This window comes from Herminiimonas aquatilis, from assembly GCF_042665175.1.
Taxonomy (GTDB): Bacteria; Pseudomonadota; Gammaproteobacteria; order Burkholderiales; family Burkholderiaceae_D; genus Oxalicibacterium; species Oxalicibacterium aquatilis.
Map to the genome: position 1 here is coordinate 228281 of NZ_JBHTCC010000001.1, position 20511 is coordinate 248791.

At 51.7% G+C, this 20511-nt stretch carries 20 protein-coding genes and 1 tRNA gene; 9 read left to right on the plus strand and 12 right to left on the minus strand.

Features of this window, described 5'->3' with window-relative positions:
* Positions 1-22 precede the first annotated feature (22 nt).
* Positions 23-277, minus strand: a complete 255-nt coding sequence (locus ACFQO0_RS01120) for a hypothetical protein (RefSeq protein WP_382232211.1) — start codon at positions 275-277, stop codon at positions 23-25.
* Between the two features lie 37 nt (positions 278-314).
* Positions 315-665, minus strand: coding sequence for a hypothetical protein (locus ACFQO0_RS01125; RefSeq protein WP_382232212.1), 351 nt, complete (start codon positions 663-665; stop codon positions 315-317).
* Positions 666-741: 76 nt separating this feature from the next.
* Here ACFQO0_RS01125 and ACFQO0_RS01130 point away from each other — a divergent pair, with 76 nt between their 5' ends.
* Positions 742-990: a hypothetical protein gene (locus tag ACFQO0_RS01130; RefSeq protein ID WP_382232213.1), complete on the plus strand. Its 249-nt coding sequence runs from the start codon at positions 742-744 to the stop codon at positions 988-990.
* Entirely contained in the window at positions 987-2327 is a 1341-nt protein-coding gene (locus ACFQO0_RS01135) for a TniQ family protein (protein WP_382232214.1), read from the plus strand. The genes ACFQO0_RS01130 and ACFQO0_RS01135 overlap by 4 nt, the downstream gene beginning before the upstream one ends.
* A gap of 206 nt (positions 2328-2533) precedes the next feature.
* Here the strand turns inward: ACFQO0_RS01135 and ACFQO0_RS01140 are convergent.
* From ACFQO0_RS01140 to ACFQO0_RS01165, 6 genes are all read right to left on the minus strand, one after another.
* Positions 2534-2623 (minus strand) — tRNA-Ser (locus ACFQO0_RS01140).
* A gap of 153 nt (positions 2624-2776) precedes the next feature.
* A complete protein-coding gene (hemW, locus tag ACFQO0_RS01145) occupies positions 2777-4021 on the minus strand; it encodes a radical SAM family heme chaperone HemW (RefSeq protein ID WP_382232215.1) in 1245 nt (414 codons plus the stop codon).
* Positions 4018-4602, minus strand: coding sequence for an RdgB/HAM1 family non-canonical purine NTP pyrophosphatase (rdgB, locus tag ACFQO0_RS01150; protein WP_382232217.1), 585 nt, complete (start codon positions 4600-4602; stop codon positions 4018-4020). Before rdgB ends, hemW begins: the two co-directional genes overlap by 4 nt.
* A 146-nt stretch (positions 4603-4748) precedes the next feature.
* The gene (gene rph, locus ACFQO0_RS01155) at positions 4749-5483 is read right to left on the minus strand and encodes a ribonuclease PH (RefSeq protein ID WP_382232218.1); all 735 of its coding nucleotides are present in this window, start codon (positions 5481-5483) and stop codon (positions 4749-4751) included.
* A gap of 6 nt (positions 5484-5489) precedes the next feature.
* Complete coding sequence (locus ACFQO0_RS01160) at positions 5490-6419, minus strand: PP2C family protein-serine/threonine phosphatase (RefSeq protein ID WP_382232219.1); 930 nt, start codon at positions 6417-6419, stop codon at positions 5490-5492.
* A 76-nt stretch (positions 6420-6495) separates the two neighbouring features.
* Positions 6496-7503 carry a serine/threonine protein kinase gene (locus ACFQO0_RS01165; protein ID WP_382232220.1) on the minus strand — a complete coding sequence of 336 codons (1008 nt, stop codon included), beginning with the start codon at positions 7501-7503 and terminating at the stop codon, positions 6496-6498.
* A 178-nt stretch (positions 7504-7681) separates the two neighbouring features.
* Between ACFQO0_RS01165 and ACFQO0_RS01170 the strand changes: the two genes are divergently transcribed.
* The 4 genes from ACFQO0_RS01170 (at position 7682) to ACFQO0_RS01185 (ending at position 11924) form a co-directional block, all read left to right on the plus strand.
* The gene (locus ACFQO0_RS01170; protein WP_382233969.1) at positions 7682-8584 is read left to right on the plus strand and encodes a YicC/YloC family endoribonuclease; all 903 of its coding nucleotides are present in this window, start codon (positions 7682-7684) and stop codon (positions 8582-8584) included.
* A gap of 143 nt (positions 8585-8727) precedes the next feature.
* Entirely contained in the window at positions 8728-9372 is a 645-nt protein-coding gene (gene gmk, locus ACFQO0_RS01175) for a guanylate kinase (RefSeq protein WP_382232221.1), read from the plus strand.
* Positions 9373-9394: 22 nt separating this feature from the next.
* Positions 9395-9598 carry a DNA-directed RNA polymerase subunit omega gene (gene rpoZ / locus ACFQO0_RS01180; RefSeq protein WP_382232222.1) on the plus strand — a complete coding sequence of 68 codons (204 nt, stop codon included), beginning with the start codon at positions 9395-9397 and terminating at the stop codon, positions 9596-9598.
* Positions 9599-9641: 43 nt separating this feature from the next.
* Entirely contained in the window at positions 9642-11924 is a 2283-nt protein-coding gene (locus ACFQO0_RS01185; RefSeq protein WP_382232223.1) for a RelA/SpoT family protein, read from the plus strand.
* Between the two features lie 66 nt (positions 11925-11990).
* Here the strand turns inward: ACFQO0_RS01185 and greB are convergent, their stop codons facing one another.
* The 4 genes from greB to metE all read right to left on the minus strand — a co-directional run bounded on the left by greB (position 11991) and on the right by metE (position 17849).
* Complete coding sequence (gene greB / locus ACFQO0_RS01190; RefSeq protein WP_382233972.1) at positions 11991-12542, minus strand: transcription elongation factor GreB; 552 nt, start codon at positions 12540-12542, stop codon at positions 11991-11993.
* Positions 12543-12696: 154 nt separating this feature from the next.
* Positions 12697-13974, minus strand: coding sequence for an EAL and HDOD domain-containing protein (locus tag ACFQO0_RS01195; protein ID WP_382232224.1), 1278 nt, complete (start codon positions 13972-13974; stop codon positions 12697-12699).
* Between the two features lie 397 nt (positions 13975-14371).
* Entirely contained in the window at positions 14372-15289 is a 918-nt protein-coding gene (locus ACFQO0_RS01200) for a 23S rRNA (adenine(2030)-N(6))-methyltransferase RlmJ (RefSeq protein WP_382232225.1), read from the minus strand.
* Positions 15290-15557: 268 nt separating this feature from the next.
* Positions 15558-17849 (minus strand): 5-methyltetrahydropteroyltriglutamate--homocysteine S-methyltransferase, encoded by a 2292-nt coding sequence (gene metE, locus ACFQO0_RS01205; protein WP_382232226.1) that lies wholly within the window; start codon positions 17847-17849, stop codon positions 15558-15560.
* 111 nt (positions 17850-17960) lie between these two features.
* Here metE and ACFQO0_RS01210 point away from each other — a divergent pair, with 111 nt between their 5' ends.
* From ACFQO0_RS01210 to ACFQO0_RS01220, 3 genes are all read left to right on the plus strand, one after another.
* Positions 17961-18881 (plus strand): LysR substrate-binding domain-containing protein, encoded by a 921-nt coding sequence (locus ACFQO0_RS01210; RefSeq protein WP_382232227.1) that lies wholly within the window; start codon positions 17961-17963, stop codon positions 18879-18881.
* A gap of 230 nt (positions 18882-19111) precedes the next feature.
* Positions 19112-19819: a hypothetical protein gene (locus ACFQO0_RS01215; protein WP_382232228.1), complete on the plus strand. Its 708-nt coding sequence runs from the start codon at positions 19112-19114 to the stop codon at positions 19817-19819.
* Positions 19820-20008: 189 nt separating this feature from the next.
* Complete coding sequence (locus ACFQO0_RS01220; RefSeq protein ID WP_382232229.1) at positions 20009-20455, plus strand: SRPBCC family protein; 447 nt, start codon at positions 20009-20011, stop codon at positions 20453-20455.
* Positions 20456-20511: the final 56 nt, after the last annotated feature.

Genomic DNA, 20511 nt, shown 5'->3' on the forward strand with positions numbered 1-20511 from the left:
TTGTAAAAATAATTGTTGATGTTCACGAATCGCGCTCGACGAAATGTGCGGGATCAACATTGTTTTCAGGTTCGTGTGAATATTTACCTGAGTGTTTTTCCTCCGGCCGATGCACTGCAAACACCATGAAAGCGCCAGCAATTGGAAGCAGCCAAACCAAGCTTATTTGGATGAATCGTTGCTTCGGTTCAGATAGTTTGTCACGTACAACGTGCACAGTGGCTTTAACGTTCAAAGCCATAATCACCACCAGTATTATCGTAACAACGTAAATCATTCCGAGTTCTCGCTTTGTTCGAGTAATTCTAGTATGGCTAATTATCTGTTGGATAAACAGAAACTTCGAGCTGCACACCTAATTCGGCAAGCGATTCAATATCCTTAAACAACAATGTGCATGTGGCATTGGAGTTAAACGCAGCCACTCTTAATATTGGTTTTGAATTTTTAATAGCGGATTTAAATTTTATTGCGGCCGATACAAAGTTTTCTGCCAGTGCAGCCAATGAGTTTTCTTCCGTTTTTTGAAGCCTCAGGACTAGTCCCCATCCTTGTTCAGATCTATCTTCCAACACAAATTTTGTGCGTAGTGTCGCCATCAAAGAATCTGTTAATTTGGATGGATCAGTTAGTGCGAGCTCTAGATCATAAGTTGCTTTACTCATTTATTGTCTTCCCAAAACTGGCGCCGACCTTAACTTTGTAATCATCTTTGACATAAAAGATTGGCTCCATCTTTCGGTGCTCGATAATTTCAGTAATCTCACCAACGGAAATGACTTCATACGTGGGATAACCTTCCGCATAGCCCAGCAAGATAAGCGATGGACGGTCGATGCCCTGCGTCGTGCTCTTCTTACCGAAGCGCAGCGTAAGCAAATTCTAGAAGAAATTATTGACGGTGAATCCGCAATCAATCCAGGACTGACGAGAACAATGCCGCGCGCGCAGAACAAACCTGTTGCCCGCCAAACCCGGAGCGTCGCATGAATCGGCCGCTTACCAACCCACGTTCAACCTTGCACGCCTTGATTCCGTTTGGTGTGGGTACAGCCGATGTCGAAAGTCTGTTGAGCTACTTTTGTCGACTTGCGGTATCTCACAGTGTCTCGACATTGATTCTGTCGCGAACGATTGCACAACATTTTGGACATTCGGTTGCTGCCAATTTTGATTGGCATGAGCGGCAGATTGCGGGAATTCGGGAATCTGCACTGACTTGGTCCGCAGCGTTATCGGCACTGACGTCGGTGCAGAATCTGGATAACTTGACCTTCCTGCCATGGCGAGAAGTCATATCTCAGAACGGACTGTCCATCTTTAAACGCGGACAATTTTGTAGTGATTGCTTTACAGAAGATGTCGCCTGCGGGCGCCAACCATATTTCCGGTTAGCTTGGGAGTCAACTGAGGTGACTTGTTGCCCCATACATCGAAAGCCATTGAGTTGCGACTGCCCAAGCTGCGGAAAAAATAATGTCCGTCACGCTGCAGCGGTAGTTGTACCAGGATGGTGTACGCACTGCGGTGGCTTTTTGGGAGAGACAACGAAGTCTGAAAAATCGCAAGAAGTAGAGCCAGCGTCGCTATGGAAGGCACGACAAATAGGTGAGTTGTTAGCATCGCAAGATAACTTAGCAATTACATCCAACAGAAGTCAGTTTATCGGGGCAATTACACAAATTGTGAGTACGGCGCACGGTGGTAAGGCTGCACCTTTTTCTCGACGTATTGGAATCGCAAAAAGTACGGTGCACCACTGGTTAAAAGAGGGAGGAACCCCTAGCTTGGAAATTAGCTTAAAAATTGCTGCGCATTACGGTGTAAGTCTCAAGAACTTGCTTAGTGGTGAGCTTTCGCAATGGCAGCCTCCAGCCTTAGATGAACAATTGGCATTCGAACTTTCATCAAGCCAAACACTACGTAATGCCCCGCGTACGATTGACTGGACCAGCATTGAGGAAAATCTTGTAGCCTTCTTATCGCTGCCAACACCAATCAGCGTGCTGGAGGCGGCGCGACGGTTAGACATGGAAGCTAGACAGTTGTACCTACGCGCCAACAAAACTACGCGCCAATTAGGCGAGCGCTGGAAAGACCACTTAAAACGAAAGCAGGAAGCGAAAGTGGTTGCGGCATGGCCCTATCTGGAATACGCCTGTCTTGAAATATGGGGAGAAGGAAAAACCGTCACTCGTAGAGAAATCTTAAAACGAGTACCTGAAGAAGTTTTATCTTCAGTGCCGAATCTGTTGAATGTTTTGAAAGAGGTTCAAGAACATCTTCAGCAATCGGAGTCCCTCTCGAAAAGCGAACTTGTAGCCTAGCTATTCTTTACACGAACATAACCGACCCAATTTTGTGGTCGGTTTTTTTTACGTCTAAAGCTTTTGATTCAGCAAAATGTCGCGAGTCGGTAGCACGTTTTTTGAATAAAGCAAAATGTGGCCTATCGTGGAATAAAGCATAAGCTGGCCACTTGGCCACTTTATGCTTAACGGCACATGAAGCTGGGTTACGGTTTGCGGGATTATGGCGGAAGCGGTGAGATTCGAACTCACGAACGGGATAAACCGTCGCCAGTTTTCAAGACTGGTGCCTTCAACCACTCGGCCACACTTCCTTTTGGATATAGACAGATGAACTGTATCGGTCCGATTCCAACCTTGTTGCACAGAGTGTGCAAGCTATCGGCGACCATTTTCATCAACTTCCAAGAGGTCGCATTATACCTAAGTCTCGCGGGAATGCCGACTGCCGGCCGATAAATTATTGACTATTCGGCTAAAAACATTTGTTGCAGGTCATTCAGGAAGCGCTGGCCGAGTTCGGTCGGCTTGATCGTCTTGTAGTCGCGGTACAGCAAGCCTTTGGCTTCGGCATCGTTCAGGGCGCGCTCGATTGCGTTCAAGGGCATACCTGTGCGTTCGGCAAACAGATTTACTTCCACGCCGTTCGTCAAACGCATGGCGTTGAGCATGAATTCAAAACCAAGTTCGGATCGGCCGATTTCTATTTCTTCCTGTATCGGATTACCCAGCCGCATCTGCTCCATATAGGATTTCGGCTGCTTGTAACGCGCCTGTCGCATCACGCGATGCGGGAACGATAATTTGGTGTGTGCTCCGGCACCTATGCCGAGATAATCGCCAAACTCCCAGTAATTGAGGTTATGACGCGCTTGGTGCTTTGGCTGCGCATAGGCAGAAACCTCGTAATGCTGATAGCCAGCCGAAGTCGTTTCTTCCGCGATCATGTCTTGCATGTCGGCACTGGCGTCGTCGTCCGGCACCGTCGGTGGATATTTGGCGAAGACGGTATTCGGCTCCATCGTCAGGTGATAGAGCGACAGATGCGGCGGCGCAAATGCGATGGCAGTCTGCACATCCTGCCGCGCTTCTGCGAGTGTTTGCGACGGCAATGCATACATCAGGTCGAGGTTGAAATTATCGAAATTCGCCATTGCAATATCGACCGCACGGCGCGCCTCATCGCCATCGTGGATACGTCCCAAGGCTTCCAGATGTTCGGCATTGAAACTCTGAATCCCGATCGACAGGCGATTGATACCGCTGCTGCGATAGGACTTGAATTTTTCCGCTTCAAAAGTACCGGGATTGGCTTCCATCGTGATCTCGACCGCACCATCCAGAGGCAGCAAGGTGCGTATATCGGACAGTAGGCGATCCAGGCCCCTGGCCGACAATAAACTTGGCGTGCCGCCCCCAATGAAGATCGTATAAATCTTGCGGCCCCAGATCAGCGGTAACGCCTGCTCGAGATCGGCACGTAGCGCGGACAAATATTCGTCTTCAGGAAAGCCACCCGTCGCTTCATGCGAATTGAAATCGCAGTATGGGCATTTCTTCACACACCACGGAAAATGCACATATAGCGATAGCGGCGGCAACGCCGTCAGGTTCAGTGCACCCGGCTGCAGATAAGCAGTGGCTGCACGCGCGGGCCGGGAATTATCCAGATTGAAAGCCGCGTCGTTGCTGATCGGTTTGATTGGAATCATCGCAACTTCTCGATCAATGCCCGCAGTGCCTGGCCGCGGTGCGACAGGCGATTTTTTTCTTCCGAGCTTAATTCGGCTGCAGTCTTTTGCAGTTCAGGAATCCAGAAATGCGGATCGTAGCCGAAGCCGCCCTGCCCGCGAGGCGCGACAATCATTTCACCATTCCAGCGGCCATCGGCGATCACTGGTTGTGGATCATCGGCGTGGCGCACAAAGACCAGTACGCAATAGTAGTAAGCGGATTTATCTGCGTGCGCAGCGAGATCGGCGATCAGTTTTTCATTATTGCGCTGATCGGATTTCGGTTCACCTGCATAGCGTGCGGAATACACGCCGGGCGCGCCGCCCAATGCATTGACGCAAACGCCGGAATCATCGGCCAGCGCAGGTTTGCCGGTCAGACGTGAGGCATGGCGCGCCTTGGCAATCGCGTTCTCGACGAAGGTAACATGCGGCTCTGCCGCTTCCGGCACATTGAATTCGGACTGCGTATGCAAATCGAAATTGATAGGCGCAAGCAGTGCGCTGAATTCTTTCAATTTACCGGCGTTATTGGAGGCGAGGATAAGGGTGCGCGACATGAAATCTGATCAATCTGAAATTAACACGATATAAAACAATATAAAAACCCGGCTTCAACAGCAGCCGGGTTAAGCAAGGCAACAAACCTTGGCGATTACATTAGAACAAGCTTGCGGTCTGACGTGGCTCTATCGATTTGCCTATTTTACGCAGCAATCGCCAAAGCCTGTTTCTGCATCACGATCAGGTCGCGGATGCCGTCTTGTGCCAGATCCAGCAAGCGGTCCATCGTCGCGCGATCGAAGGCTGCACCTTCAGCCGTGCCCTGTACTTCTATGAAGTGACCGGCGTCGGTCATGACGATGTTCATGTCGGTATCGCAATCCGAATCTTCTGCGTAATCCAGATCCAGCACAGGCTGGCCTTTATATACGCCGACCGAAATCGCTGCGACAAAGTGCTTGAGCGGAATCGCCGGAATCACATTTTGTGCGACCAGTTTGCTGAAGGCGTCATAGGCTGCAACCATGGTGCCGGTAATCGCAGCGGTACGTGTGCCGCCATCGGCTTGAATCACGTCACAATCCAGATGCAGAGTGCGTTCGCCAAATGCCTGCAGGTCAAACGCTGCGCGCAGTGAACGACCGATCAGGCGTTGAATTTCTTGTGTACGGCCCGATTGCTTGCCGCGTGCGGCTTCGCGATCCATGCGGGTGTGCGTCGAACGCGGCAGCATGCCGTACTCGGCTGTCAGCCAGCCCTGGCCTTTACCCTTCAAAAAACCTGGTACGCGATCTTCGATACTGGCGGTACAAATAACCTTGGTGTCGCCGCATTCGATCAAGACCGAACCTTCGGCATGCTTGGTGTAGTTGCGGGTGAGTTTGATGGTGCGCAATGCATCAGCGGCGCGTCCGCTGGGACGATTTTCATACGACATGAGACATTAATTCCTGGAAGTGATACGAGATGATTTATCGATGGCGGTACGGATTTCTTCAATCGCTTTTTCGATATCCGAATCGTTGTAGGTGTCTGCGTTCTCCAGATCGAGGTGCCGTGGCGCCTGGATCGTGGTGGTGACACTGCCGACCGGCAAGGTATGCGTGGTGATGGTGCTATTGCCGTGCAGATTTTCACTGCTTTCCCACATCATCGCCAACGCGGTGACATTATCGCCTGTTTTGCCGGCGATGCCGGTAGCAGTCGTCAGCAATTCTGGAACGGCACGTACGATCGTGTTGCTGTGCAGTCGTTGCGCCAGTTCGTGATCTGGCAAGACTGACCACAGACCGTCCGAGCACAGCAACATGATGTCGCCAGCCTGCAAACTCGCACGACGCGAAATTTCAACGATAGGCATGTTCGGTGCACCGAGGCAATTGAACAGCTTGTTGCGATCCGGATGCGTCTCGCGTTCGGATGCATCGACCTTGCCTTGTGCAATCAGGGTTTCGATACGCGAATGATCGCGCGTACGCGCCAGAATCTGTCCACCGCGCATCCAGTACAAACGCGAATCGCCGCAGTGCGCCCACATCGCATTGTTGTGTTGAATCAGGCAGGCAACGATGGTGGTGCGTGGCGTTTCCGGCAGATTATTGATGGCGCGGTAGCGGTGTATCTCGCGATGCGCAGCGAAGAAACTGTCTTCGAGAAAGCGCTCAGGCTTCTTCACATACGGCGTGGCATTTTCCTGGAATAGCGAAGCAATCGTCTGCATCGCAATCTGTGCCGCCATTTCGCCCATGATGTGGCCACCCATGCCGTCCGCTACCAGCAACAACAAGGCATCGCGCGTGAAGCTGTAGCCCATGCGGTCCTGGTTGTTCTTGCGACCGCCAATATGGCTTTCTTGATAGACGGAAAATCGCATAGTCGGATCGAGTTAAAAGGTAGCGCGATTAATAAAGTGAATACGAAAACTTGATACGAAAATCTGAATCCGCGAATCAGCGCGTATGTTCTTGTATGGTTGTGTTGACGTTCAGCGCCTTCTTGTTCATACCGCCAAAGATGCTCTTCAACTTGCGCGTTACTTGCTGCAACCTGACATTGCCTTGATCTTCCACAATCGGCTCGCGCAAGGCTTTCTGCAAGGCAAACACACTTTGCGGACGCTCCAGCGGATCGATCATCAGACTCCAGCGTATAACCTTGATCAAATCAGAGGAATACACCCCTTCCAGCTTGTTGAAATGCCCATCCATCTTGTCGTTCAGTTTACGCTGATCTGCCGGCTGCGGCGGCGCACCGACCATGCAGGCAAACATGGACGCGCCTATGCTGTAAATATCTGTCCACGGGCCGAGATTACCGTTCTTCAGATACAGTTCTGGCGGCGCAAAACCAGGAGTGTACATCGGGTACAACTTGGGCATATCTGCCTTCAGCGTTTGACGCGCTGCGCCGAAATCGAGCAGGATAGGCGTGCCATCGACGCGTAGATAAATATTTGCCGGCTTCAGATCCAGATGCAACAGCTTGTTGGTATGCACTTCACGCAAACCGTTCATCACATGACTGAACATCTTGCGGATGAAGCGCTCCGATACCAGCGGTTTCTCGCCCTTGTCGCGACGACGCAGGATGTGATCCTGCAGCGAGCGACCTGATTCATAGCCCATGACCATGTAGACGGTTTCATTGGCCCGGAAAAAATTGGTGACGCTGACGACGTTAGGATGCGCGATACGCGCAAGCGCCCTGCCTTCTTCAAAGAAGCATTTGAGGCCGATACGGAAGACCGGCAGGTTTTCCGGCGAAATCGCCGGCACCAGTTCGCCCGGCTGACGCAGTGCCAGCGAGCTGGGCAAATATTCCTTGATGGCGACTGCATTGCCATCTTCATCATAGGCCAGATAGACGATACTGAACCCGCCGGACGCAATCTTCTTTACAATGCGATATCCAGCGATTTCCAGTCCATCCGGCAACGGAGCATTGTTTTGCGCAGCCATGTCTTCCTATGTAGTCTTGGTCGTACCGTTTGAATAAAACACGGCGAAAATTGGAATGGCAATATTGTCTGCCTCTCGTCTCGCAGCCAACATTCGCTCGCGAGGTTCGTTGTGGATTGTGTGGATAAATCGCCGCTTTGTAAAGAAAAACGAGGAACTGATTTTGACCATTTGCAGCATGACCGGTTACGCGGTCACCACTCACGAGACCGCCAGCGGCACCTTGACGATAGAAGTCAAAAGCGTCAACTCGCGCTTTCTCGATTTGCAGTTTCGCATCAATGACGACTTGCGCGCACTTGAACCCGCACTGCGCGAAGCGATCATGGCGCGTGTCACACGCGGCAAGGTTGAATGCCGCCTGAGCTTCGGCCGTAAGGTCGCGGCGGGTGCCACACAGGCGCTGAACGTCACCGCGCTCAACGCGCTGGAAAAATTGCAGGCTGATTTGCGCAAACAATTTTGCGAAGCAGCACCCCTATCCGTTGGTGAATTGTTATGCTGGCCGGGCGTGATTGAAGAAGCCGAAATCGGTCAGGACACCTTGCAAGCCGAGGTCGCCACCGCAATGCAAACCACAATGACGGCGTTTGTAGAAAGCCGCGCCCGCGAAGGCAATGCATTGCAAACCATGTTGCTTACACGCGTCAGTGACATGGAAGAAATCGTCCAGCGCATCACGCCGCTGATCCCGCAGGTCGTTGCACAATTCCAGCAGAAAGCCACCGAGCGCATGCAAGAAGCACTGGGCCTGGCGACAAAGACCGGCGATGCCAACGCGCAGCCGACCATTACGCGCGAAGAAGCTTTGGACAGGATTCGCCAGGAAGTCACCTTGTACGGCATCCGCGTCGATGTCGCGGAAGAATTGACGCGCCTGTCGGCACATCTGGATGAAACCCGCACAATCTTGAAAAAAGGTGGCCAGGTCGGCAAACGTCTGGACTTCATGATGCAGGAACTCAATCGTGAAGCCAATACGGTCGGCTCCAAAGCCGCCGTCAAGGAACTGTCCGATGCATCGATGGCAATGAAATTGCTCATCGAACAAATGCGCGAACAAGTCCAGAATCTGGAATAAGGCGAGCCCAAACGTTCTCAGGCAGCGCTACAATCTGGCTGCCTGCGACATGATTGTGCAGGCAACGCCAAATCATGAGCGCGATATCGATGCAGCGCTGATGTCGCCGATCAACCAATTTCATAGTCAGCTCAGGGATAACAATGTCTGATCAACCCTCCTCTTCCGGCAGCCTGTTTTTAGTCGTCGCACCATCGGGCGCGGGAAAATCCAGCCTGGTCAATGCATTGTTGCAGCAAGAACCGTCGCTGAAGTTGTCGATTTCATACACGACGCGCCCGCCTCGTCCTAACGATCAACATGGTCGCGAATATTTTTTTACCTCGGTCGACGATTTTCTTGAACGCCGACAGGCGGGCGAATTTCTCGAATCCGCTGAAGTATTTGGCAACTATTACGGCACCTCGCGCATCCGCCTGATGGAACAAATGACGGCAGGCGTCGATGTTTTGCTGGAAATCGACTGGCAAGGCGCGCAGCAGGTCAAAAAGCAGTTCCCGCACGCGGTCGGCATTTTCATCCTGCCGCCATCTATTGCCGCGTTGGAAGAGCGCTTGAAAAAGCGTGGTCAGGATGATCACGACGTGATTACACGCCGTATTCTGGCTGCGGGCGGAGAAATCGCGCACGCTTCCGAGTTCGAATATGTTATTATCAATCAAGAGTTTACAGTCGCTTTAGCCGAGTTGAGCGCGATTGTGAAAGCCACTCGCTGTCGCTTCGCGCAGCAAGCAACTCGGAACGCATCCCTGTTCGCCCAATTGGGCATTCATGCCAATTTAAGCTGATATCGTATTTTTAGGAGCACGTATGGCCCGCATTACCATTGAAGATTGCCTCAAACAGATTCCAAATCGCTTTCAACTGACTTTGTCTGCGACTTATCGTGCACGTCAACTACTGCAAGGTCACACACCTAAGGTTGATGCGAAAGATAAACCAACTGTGATCGCATTGCGCGAAATCGCAGCTGGCCATATCGGCATTGAAATGTTGAAAAAAGTCCCAAGCTAATTAATCTCTATTGCTACCGCTATGCGGCTGATAACCAATCAGAATGAGCCTGACACCTGCAGATTCAACGCTATCCGTCGCTCCAAATAACCGAGCGGTTCCCGACCGCTCGGCCTCAAAAGTTACAACGAACAAATCCCCCGCTTCAGCACCCACACCGGTTCCCGGCGTGGCGTCTGTTACGCAACTGACCAACAAGCTCTCTGAATACCTGAATGCTTCTGAACTGAAGAAGATCAAGGAAGCCTATCGCTTCTCGGATGAAGCGCATCTTGGTCAAATGCGCATGTCGGGCGAACCGTATATTTCGCATCCTATCGCTGTCGCCGAAATTTGCGCCGACTGGAAGCTGGATGCCCAGGCGATCATGGCAGCACTGCTGCATGACGTGATGGAAGATCAGGACGTACGCAAGGATGAATTGATCGAACGCTTCGGCGCGCCGGTCGCGAACCTGGTTGACGGCCTGTCCAAGCTGGAAAAAATCGAATTCCAAAGCCAGATAGAAGCGCAGGCGGAAAATTTCCGCAAGATGCTGCTGGCGATGGCGCGCGATGTACGCGTGATTCTGGTCAAGCTGGCCGACCGCCTGCACAATATGCGTACACTGGGCTCGATGTCCACCATCAAGAAACGCCGCATCGCGCGCGAAACGATGGAAGTCTATGTGCCGATTGCGCATAGACTGGGCCTCAACAATATTTATCGTGAACTGCAAGACCTGTCGTTTTCGCATCTGTATCCGATGCGTTATAAAACGCTGGGCAAAGCAGTCAAGGCAGCACGCGGCAATCGCCGCGAAGTCGTCAGCAAGATTCTCGAATCCGTCAATAACACGCTGACGGCAACCGGCATTCCGGCGCAAGTCTACGGCCGGGAAAAAACTCTGTACGGCATCTATTCCAAGATGCTTAACAAACGCCTCAGTTTTTCGCAGGTGCTGGACGTCTATGGCTTCCGGGTCGTCGTCGACAGCTTCGCGAATTGCTATGTTGCATTGGGTACGCTGCACGCATTGTTCAAGCCCATGCCAGGCAAGTTCAAGGATTACATTGCGATTCCCAAGCTGAACGGCTATCAATCACTGCATACGACCTTGATCGGCCCTTACGGCACACCGGTCGAGTTCCAGATACGCACACAAGACATGCATCGCGTTGCCGAGTCCGGCGTCGCCGCACACTGGTTGTACAAGGATGATGAAGGCAGCCTGAACGATCTGCAGCAGCGTACGCATGCATGGCTGCAATCCTTGCTCGACATCCAAAAACAAACCGGTGATTCGGCTGAATTCCTGGAACACGTCAAAGTCGACCTGTTCCCTGATTCGGTTTACGTTTTTACACCGAAATCGAAAATCATCGCCCTGCCGCGCGGCGCGACCGCACTCGATTTTGCGTACACCATTCACACCGATGTCGGCGATCAGACGATAGCGGTCAAGATCAATCTGGAACAAGTGCCTTTGCGCACGGAATTGCGTAACGGCGACATCGTGGAAATCATCACCTCGCCTAGTTCGCGTCCGAATCCAAACTGGCTGAGTTTTGTCCGTACCGGCAAGGCGCGCTCGGCAATACGCCATCACCTGCGCACCATCAATCTGACCGAGTCGATAGAACTGGGCCGCAAGCTGCTGTCACAGGCGCTGGCTGCACTGAATCTGCATACTGATTTACCGACTGCCGTCACCGAGCGTTTGCTCAATGAGAGCAGCGCCAAATCGCTAGATGATCTCTACGCTGATATCGGCGTCGGCAAACGCATGGCCGCCTTGGTGGCGCGCCACATCCTTGGCATGATGGAAAATGAGCAATCGCTGGAGATGCCGCAAATCGATGTCAATGGCGAAGTCGTGCCAAAGAAAATCGATCCCGTCGTTATCTATGGCAGCGAAGGTGTTTCCGTTCAATTGGCGCCTTGCTGCCAACCGATTCCTGGCGATTCAATTATCGGCCAGATGAAACGTGATCAAAGTTTGACCATACACAATATTGAATGCGACATCGCACGAAGACAGCGTTCCAAAGAACCTGATCGCTGGATTGACGTCACATGGGGCGCCGACATTGATCGCCGCTTCGATTGCAATATCACGCTTCTGGCACGTAATGAAAAAGGTATTCTGGCGCGCATTGCAGCGGAAATCAGCGAATCCGATTCCAACATCACGCACGTCGGCATGGATGAAGATAAAGAACACTCGATTACCTATCTGCACTTCACGGTACAAATCGAAGATCGCGTTCACCTTGCACGCGTGATGCGCAATCTGCGTGCCATTCCTGGTGTCACGCGCCTGCTGCGCCATAAGGGCGGTTCTTAAACCGTCTGCGCTATCCGAGCTTCTGGAATGCTCCTATCACAACCGCAGTTGAAATCTGTTTTGAGATTAAACAGCCGGTGCCGGATAAGTAACTTCCAGAATCAGTAATTCTTCAATCCCGCCCGGCGTTTTCAAGGTAACTGAATCGCCCTCACGCGCTTTCGTCAATGCACGTGCAACCGGCGAAATCCAGCTGATTTTTCCGTTCAAGGGATCCAGCTCGTCAATACCTAATATCGTGACCGTATGTTCTTCGCCGGATTGGGTTTCATAGCGCACCGTCGCGCCGAAAAAAATTTGGTCACTGCCATAATGCACGGCAGGATCGACCACTTCAGCCAGATCAAGCCGCTTGGTCAGGAAGCGGATGCGTCCATCGATCTGCCGCAAGCGTCGCTTGCCGTAGATGTAATCGCCATTCTCCGAGCGATCGCCATTTGAGGCCGCCCAGGAGACAATTTGCACGACCTCGGGACGGTCCACATCGATCAATTTCAGCAATTCATTTTTCATGCGCAGGTGTCCCTGCGGCGTCATGTAATTCTTGGCGCCAACAGGAATAGGCGGCGCACCGCCATCTTCTTCATCGTCGTTATCCGGGATCGTTGCTTGATTCATCATGGCCTATTTTAACGTCAAGCACCGCAGACGTTTGCAGCGAACATTCCGTACCGCAAGCGGCATTTGGAAGGTAAGCCTGGAGAATGTGTGAGGACGATCTATGGGAATACCGAAGGCAGCATCTGGGTGCCGCCTAATACGCTGAGCGCGTTTACTTTATGCCCGAGACATTGTTGCTCCAGTCGAATGCCGTTATCTGCAAGGCGTAAAGATCTTCGATGGATAGATTAAGTTTCTTCAGTGTGGGCAGCAGCAAGGTACCGGTTTTGTCGATGCGCTCTATATATTCGGCAAGCTTGAGCAAATCCCCGTAGTAGCCTCTGCGATAGAGCAAGGCATCGCTGACATCATCCACCACCGCAACCTGGGACAGAATCTCATTCATCGATTGGCCGAACAAGGTATCCATCAGCGACATGATGCCGACAGTGAACGCGGTATCTGCCATGGCGCGGTCATTCGGCTTGAGCGTTTCCGTGATCAGCTCCAGCAATTTGCCGCGCGTGGTTGCCAGTTGCAACAAAGGCGAGGCGAAATGACTACCTTTATGATGTTCTGCGTACAGAATGATCTGCAACCAGCGCTGCAATTGGCGGCGACCCAGCACCGTCAATGCCTGCCCCAGCGAATCGATACGCTGCGTAATTCCCATGGCCGGGGTATTGGTCAGACGCAAGAGCGTCAATACCAGCGAGGCATCTTTCTTGATCGCCGTCTCAATTTCGGTGGTTTCCGCATCGGCCACGATCAAGCTCAACAATTGCATAATCGCCAGCTGGGAGGGCGCCAGTTTTTTACCCGAAAGAATGACCGGACGCGCGAAATAATAACCCTGGAAATAATGAAAACCCAGATCCATGCAATCCGTGAACTGCTCTATCGTCTCGACTTTTTCTGCCAGCAGGAGCTTGCCGGATTTGCCAAAATGACTGACCAGTTTGGCCATTTCATCCTTGCTCATACCGGTGATATCAATCTTGATGATTTTCACCAGCGGCAATAATTTTTGCAGCGACTCCGAATGCGAAATCACGTCATCGAGTGCGAAGGTAAAACCCTGCCCCGCCAGTTCAGCCACGCGCGCCACCAGTTCGGGCGTGACTTCTACCGTCTCCAGAATTTCCAGTACGACCTTGTCACACGGCAGGAAATTAACGAAGTCGCACATCAATACTGCAGCATCCACATTGAAGAATCCAAGGGATGCTCCGATCACATTGGAGATGCCCAGTTCCGAAGCATGCGCGATGACAGAAGCCGTGGCCGCCAGATCATCAATCACATTGGCAGGACCGGCAGCAGCGCGTCGAAATAGAAGTTCGTAAGCGACCAGTGACTGGTCGCAATTCAATATGGGCTGACGCGCGAGAAAAAATTCCTTCACACGAGGAAGGTCATCCGGTAAGTGCTGATTGAGATCGGGGATCATCAGAATGTTTGTCTCTGTATTCCAAATTGAACATGATGATCAGCTGCATCGCGTCCTGAATTAACTTATGAAAAACGACCGGTGCGATTGCGTTCGATCAAACATTCAATTGCAGTGTTACCGTCACGTGATTTTTTATTTGTGCCGCTGTTACTAACTGTGGCTCGCTATTACTTATTGCTGCATTGATTCTTTATCTCAGGAAAGAGCATATGCCTATTTCAAACCGAGATAAATTATCCACGCAAATTATTCTTAATTAGCGCCGCTCATTATTCCGTTAATATTTCTATAATGCAAGCGCTGGACATGCACTATGCAGCGTGTGTTTCATACGCTGCATCATTTGACATGTCAGTTCTTTTTTCTTGCAGATTCAAGTTATCTTCAGCGTGGTTTATACGCGACGCGTTCCGGTATTCGTCGCAACCGTTTGGCCCGACTCCAGCGTAAAGCCTGCACCGGAATCGCCACCTAGCGTCTTGACCAGATAAGGCATCAATTCACGCAACATCGGTTCCAGCGTCCACGGTGGGTTGTGCACGAACATGCCGCTGCTATGCAGACCGAATCCATCGGGCGAAGGCGTAGTAACCGACAAGGTTACATTCAGCCAGCCGTTGGCTGTCAGGCGCTTCAATTTTTCTGGCAACGTGCGCGACTCAAGACGATTCAATACCGGATACCACACTGCATATGTACCGGTTGCAAAACGCGTCAATGCATCGGAAACAGTCTGCACCACAGTGCGATAGTCAGTCTTGTCTTCATACGGCGGATCGATCAGCACCAGCGCGCGACGCGATGGCGGCGGCAGCAAAGCCTTCAAACCCTGAAAGCCATTACCGCGCTCGATCATGATGCGCTTGCCGCGCACCGTTTGACGCTGGCCCTGCTCTGCTGCATGGGCTTCCAGTTTGCGGAAATTGTCTGCCAGGTTTTTACTGTCGGCTGGATGCAATTCAAACAGACGCAATCTATCCTGTTCGCGCATGATGCTGTCCGCGCAATACGGCGAACCCGGGTAATAACGCATCTTGCCACTAGGGTTCAATGCCTTCACGACTTGCATGTACTCAGCCAGCGGCACCGGCAAATCCTTGCGATCCCACAATTTGGAAATGCCAGTTTCAAACTCGGCATTTTTCGCGGCGTAGTTACCGTCCAGCGCATACACACCGGCACCGGCGTGAGTGTCGATATACATATACGGCGTATCTTTTTGATTCATGTACTTCAGCAACTGGATCTGCACCAGATGCTTGAGTACATCGGCGTGATTACCTGCGTGGAAGGCATGGCGGTAACTCAACATAGGGAAGGTCTAACCTGGCAAGAATGAAAGAATGGAGACCGCGCAAAGGCAGCAGTTCCGGGAATACGCCATTCTAACAATTCCCGGCGTGAAACCCTACGATTAAAGGTTCTGGCTCGACCTTACCTGTCGTTATCAAATACCAAATAAAACTTCAGAAATAATAAACGGGCATGAGGAATAATCCGCATGCCCGTCTTGACCCGTTGAGTCACCTCAACCCACGCCTGCTCAGGCTTGGGTTGAGGTGGCTTATTGCGTCGGTTTATTACTGCTGAACAGCGACCTCGGCACGCAAGGTGCGCGCTGCCAGTACCATGTTCTCCAGCGCGGCCGTCGTTTCCGGCCAGCCACGTGTTTTCAAGCCGCAATCGGGATTGACCCACAACTGCGCATCAGGAATCACGCCGCGCGCCTTGCGCAGCAGACGCTGCATTTCTTCCACCCGCGGCACACGCGGCGAATGGATATCGTAGACGCCGGGACCGATGTCGTTGGGATAGGCGAACTGGCCAAAGCCGTCCAGCAATTCCATATCCGAACGTGAAGTTTCTATCGTGATCACATCCGCATCCATCGCGGCGATCCACGGCAAAATGTCGTTGAACTCCGAATAGCACATATGCGTATGAATCTGCGTGTCATCCTGCACACCGGATGCGGTGATGCGGAAAGCCTTGACTGCCCAATCCAGATAATGCGGCCAGTCAGCAGCCTTCAACGGCAAGCCTTCGCGAAATGCAGGCTCGTCGATTTGAATCATGCCGATGCCCGCTTTTTCCAGATCGACCACTTCCTCACGCAAGGCCAAAGCGATTTGCAGCGCCGTCGTGTCGCGCGGTTGATCGTCGCGTACAAACGACCATTGCAACATCGTGACCGGACCGGTCAGCATGCCCTTCATCGGTTTACTGGTCAGGCTTTGTGCGAACTCGCTCCAGCCTACTGTCATTGCTTCCGGGCGATACACGTCGCCGTAGATGAATGGCGGTTTGACGCAACGTGAACCATAGCTTTGTACCCAGCCGTTCGCGGTAAAGCCGTAGCCCCACAACTGTTCGCCAAAGTACTCGACCATATCGTTGCGTTCCGGCTCGCCATGCACCAGTACATCGAGGCCGATTTCTTCCTGCTTCTGAACGACGAGGCGCACTTCATCGCGCATCTTGTTCAGGTAATCGAGATGGCCGATTTCGCCGCGTTTGTATTGCGCCCGCGCCTGACGAATATCAGTGGTTTGCGGGAAAGAACCAATGTTGGTGGTCGGGAATGCCGGCAGCTTAAAACGTGCTTGCTGCTTGACGATACGCTTCGCAAAAACATTGTGTCTGGCAGCAGAAATGGTGCTGATTTCACCCAGGCGTTTTTGTACCAATGGATTGTGAATACGCGGCGACTTCTTGCGTGCAGCGACTGCCAAGGCGGCGGCATTGAATTGCTCGGCAACCACATCCTTCTCGCCATTCAGCGCATGTTTGATCGCAGTGATTTCATGCGTCTTTTGAGTAGCGAACGAGAGCCAGCCTTTGAGTTCTTCATCCAGCTTGTTTTCATGCGCCAGATCGACAGGCACGTGAAGCAAGGAACAACTCGCACTGACCCACAATTTGTCGCCAAGTTTTTCGTGCAGCGGCTGCAATGCGAGCAAGGCCGCATCCAGGTCAGCGCGCCAGATGTTGCGACCATCCACAATACCCGCCGAGAGCACGCGATCCTGCGGCCAGTCTTTCAGGAAATCATCCAGCTGCCCTGCACCGCGCACCAGATCCAGATGCACACCGGCGACAGGCAGGCTATGCAGCAAGGCTGTGTGCTCACGCACCTGATCGAAGTAGGTTGCCAGCAGCAATTTAGGTGCAGCCGCGCTCAACGCCTCGTAAGTTGGCACGAACGCATTGCGCCAGACGGCAGCCAATTCCAATGCCAGTATCGGTTCATCGATCTGCACCCATTCCACTCCCGCAGCTTGCAAACGCTTCAATACGTTTTGATAACCGGCGATGACTTTAGGCAGCAGATCCAGCTTGTCGAATTTCTTCTCCCCTTCGCCGGATTTGATCTTACCGAGGTACAGCAGCGTCAGCGGGCCAACTAGGGTGACCTTAGTTTTATGACCGAGCGCGACGGCTTCGGCGTTTTCTTCAAACAGCCAGTCGACGCCACCATCAAAGCGCAGATCAGCCGTAAATTCAGGCACCAGATAGTGATAGTTGGTATCGAACCATTTGGTCATCTCCATCGCGAAGTGCTCAGGATTGCCGCGTGCCAGCGTGAAGTAATCGGCCAGCGTCAATTTTTTCGGATCGAACTTGAAGCGGGTTGGCACCGCACCCAGCAAAGCCAGCGTATTCAATACTTGGTCGTACCAGGCGAAATCGCCCACCGCTACGAAGTCCAGTCCTGCATCAGCCTGCACCGCCCAGTGGCGCTGGCGCAAGGTTTCTCCGGTTTGCTGCAACGCGGCCAGATCGGTCTCGCCGCGCCAGAATGATTCAACAGCGAACTTCAATTCGCGCTGCGCGCCTATGCGGGGGAAACCCAGTATGTGTGCCTTGGCCATGCTAAAACTCCAATAACGATTTCGAGGCTTGCCAGTGTGGACTCCTAAGGTCTATGATTCAAACGATAAATATTAAGAATCATCTTGAATTTAATTCATACACGGACTGAAATGCAATCCATCCTCGAACTACGCCATCTCAAAACCCTGATCGCACTGCGCGAAGCCGGCAACCTGTTGCGCGCCGCTTCGCTCCTCAATGTCACCCAGTCCGCCCTCTCGCACCAGCTCAAGCAACTGGAAGATCATCACGGCACGCAGTTGTTCGAGCGCAAGTCGGTACCGGTACGCTTCACGCCCGCCGGTGAGCGCCTGCTGAAACTGGCCGACGCCGTGCTACCTCAAGTAGCGGAAACAGAGCGCGATCTGGTGCGACTGGCGCAAGGCGTCGCCGGCCAGTTACGCATCGCGGTCGAATGCCACACCTGCTTCGACTGGCTGATGCCGGCGATGGACGTGTTCCGCGGTCGCTGGCCCGAGGTCGAACTCGATATCGTCTCCGGCTTTCAGGCCGACCCGGTTGGCTTGCTGTACGAACACAGAGCCGACGTCGCCATCGTCGCCGAAATCGATACGGATGAAACCGTCGATTACCACGCGCTATTCCGTTTTGAGATCGTCGCACTGGTCGCGCACGATCATCCGCTGGCTGACAAGGAATTCCTGATCGCAGAAGACTTCATAGGCGACACGCTGATCACCTATCCGGTGCCCGACGACATGCTGGACGTCGTGCGACAAGTATTGAAACCGGCCGGCGTCAAAGTCGAACGCCGCACCACAGAGCTGACTGTCGCGATGCTGCAGCTGGTCGCGAGCCGACGCGGCATTGCGACGTTACCGGTATGGGCGGCGCAAAATTATCTTAATCGGGATTATGTGAAGGCCAAACGGATCACTGCAGATGGTTTGACCGGACGCTTGTATGCGGCTTGTTTGCCGGAAGTATCGGAGAAGCCTTATCTGGCGGATTTTGTGACGACTACGCGGGAGAGTTGTTATTTGAATTTGGATAGTGTGGAGTTGCTTTAAGATTCCAAGCGGACAGAGTATTTGCAGGTTTATTGAACTTGATCAACAGGCATGCTGGGTTCCGTGCCCGCTGCTTATTTTGCCATCTAAATCATTCATCATTCATCATTCATCATTTTAAATATTTTGGCCCTAAGCGGAAACTCGGAATGCAGTTTCGAATTGCTAATAGCTAGTTAAGAATTAAAGCGCTCCACCTTTTTAAATCTCAATATTGTTAGGTTTAGACCATGATTGAAGCAACCACCTTCTTTAATATTCTCGATAACATCAAGCAGAAACCGAAACGAATCTTCACTTTGGATTCTGCACATCCTAGCGCAGGAGAGCTAATGCAAAGGCTAAACGAGCGCGATGAGAAAAGCTTTATAGGTATTCTTTTTGCTAACCCCCATATTCCCTATGTGAGAAATGAAATACTTTCGAGTCTTGAATATTTTCATCACAGATCTGGGGGAAATTTTGACTTTTACTGTTGCGGTTATGGAGCGTACTGGCCAGAAAATCAGTACTCTGATCAAAAAATCGTGACATCTGTTGATGGCGTCGATTGGTTTTTTAGTCAACAATCTTTCGCTGAAGTAGTTACATCCTTTGAAGAATGCACGAAGTGGAAATACTCTGGAGAAACCGAGCTTTTGTTGTTGGACGTAAATAAATCAAAGACGACAAAAACGAAACCCGTAATAGACTCAGCTGTCATTCTGAATCTAGAATTAATGCAACAAGATAAAGCAATCACATCTGCCCGATCACTCTTCGAAAAAATAATTAGGTTTGCAAAAGACAAAGATGGCAGAGGCGCATTTGAATTTAGTGACGCGGCGGGTATAGATTCAGCAAAGCAAACCATTAAGACTGCAATATTAGGCTTGCTTCCATCTACCGTAGCTTCCGGTTATTTGAAGACTGAAAACTTTGCCGTGCGCGAAATCTAACCCTTCGGACAAGAGGACGGTAGGTTGGGCTAACGTTTTATCAGCCCAACATTTAAATCGATAAAAGTCAGAATTAATTAGAAATTTAATGAACTCTGATTTCGTATTCGGTAGTGGAACTCATGCAAAGCCGTAGCATCTACCATCCGCACAAGCCAAATTAAAACCGCATTGAAAGGAGAGTCGATCATGTCCACAGGTACCGTAAAACTACATCGCGTGCTACGCGCACCACCTGAACGTGTCTATCGTGCATTTCTGGATGCAGATGCACTGGCAAAGTGGTTGCCGCCTTATGGTTTTACCTGCAAGGTTCACCATCTGGAAGCCAGGGTCGGTGGCACTTTCAAAATGTCGTTTTCGAATTTCAATAGCGGCAACGGCAATTCCTTCGGCGGCGAATATCTGGAGCTCGTTCCGCATGAAAAAATCCGCTATTCGGATAAGTTTGATGATCCGAATCTCTCGGGCGAAATACAGGTAACGGTAAGTTTGGCGCAAGTGTTATGCGGAACCGATATTCATATCGTGCAGGCAGGAATCCCGGAAGTGATCCCCGTCGAGATGTGCTACCTCGGCTGGCAGGAATCCCTCGCTCAACTTGCGACACTGGTCGAACCCGAGATTCCCGGCTGACGAGCCGAGGCAAATCCAAAGCGTAGAAAAATCAAGCAATGCTTTGTTGCACACCG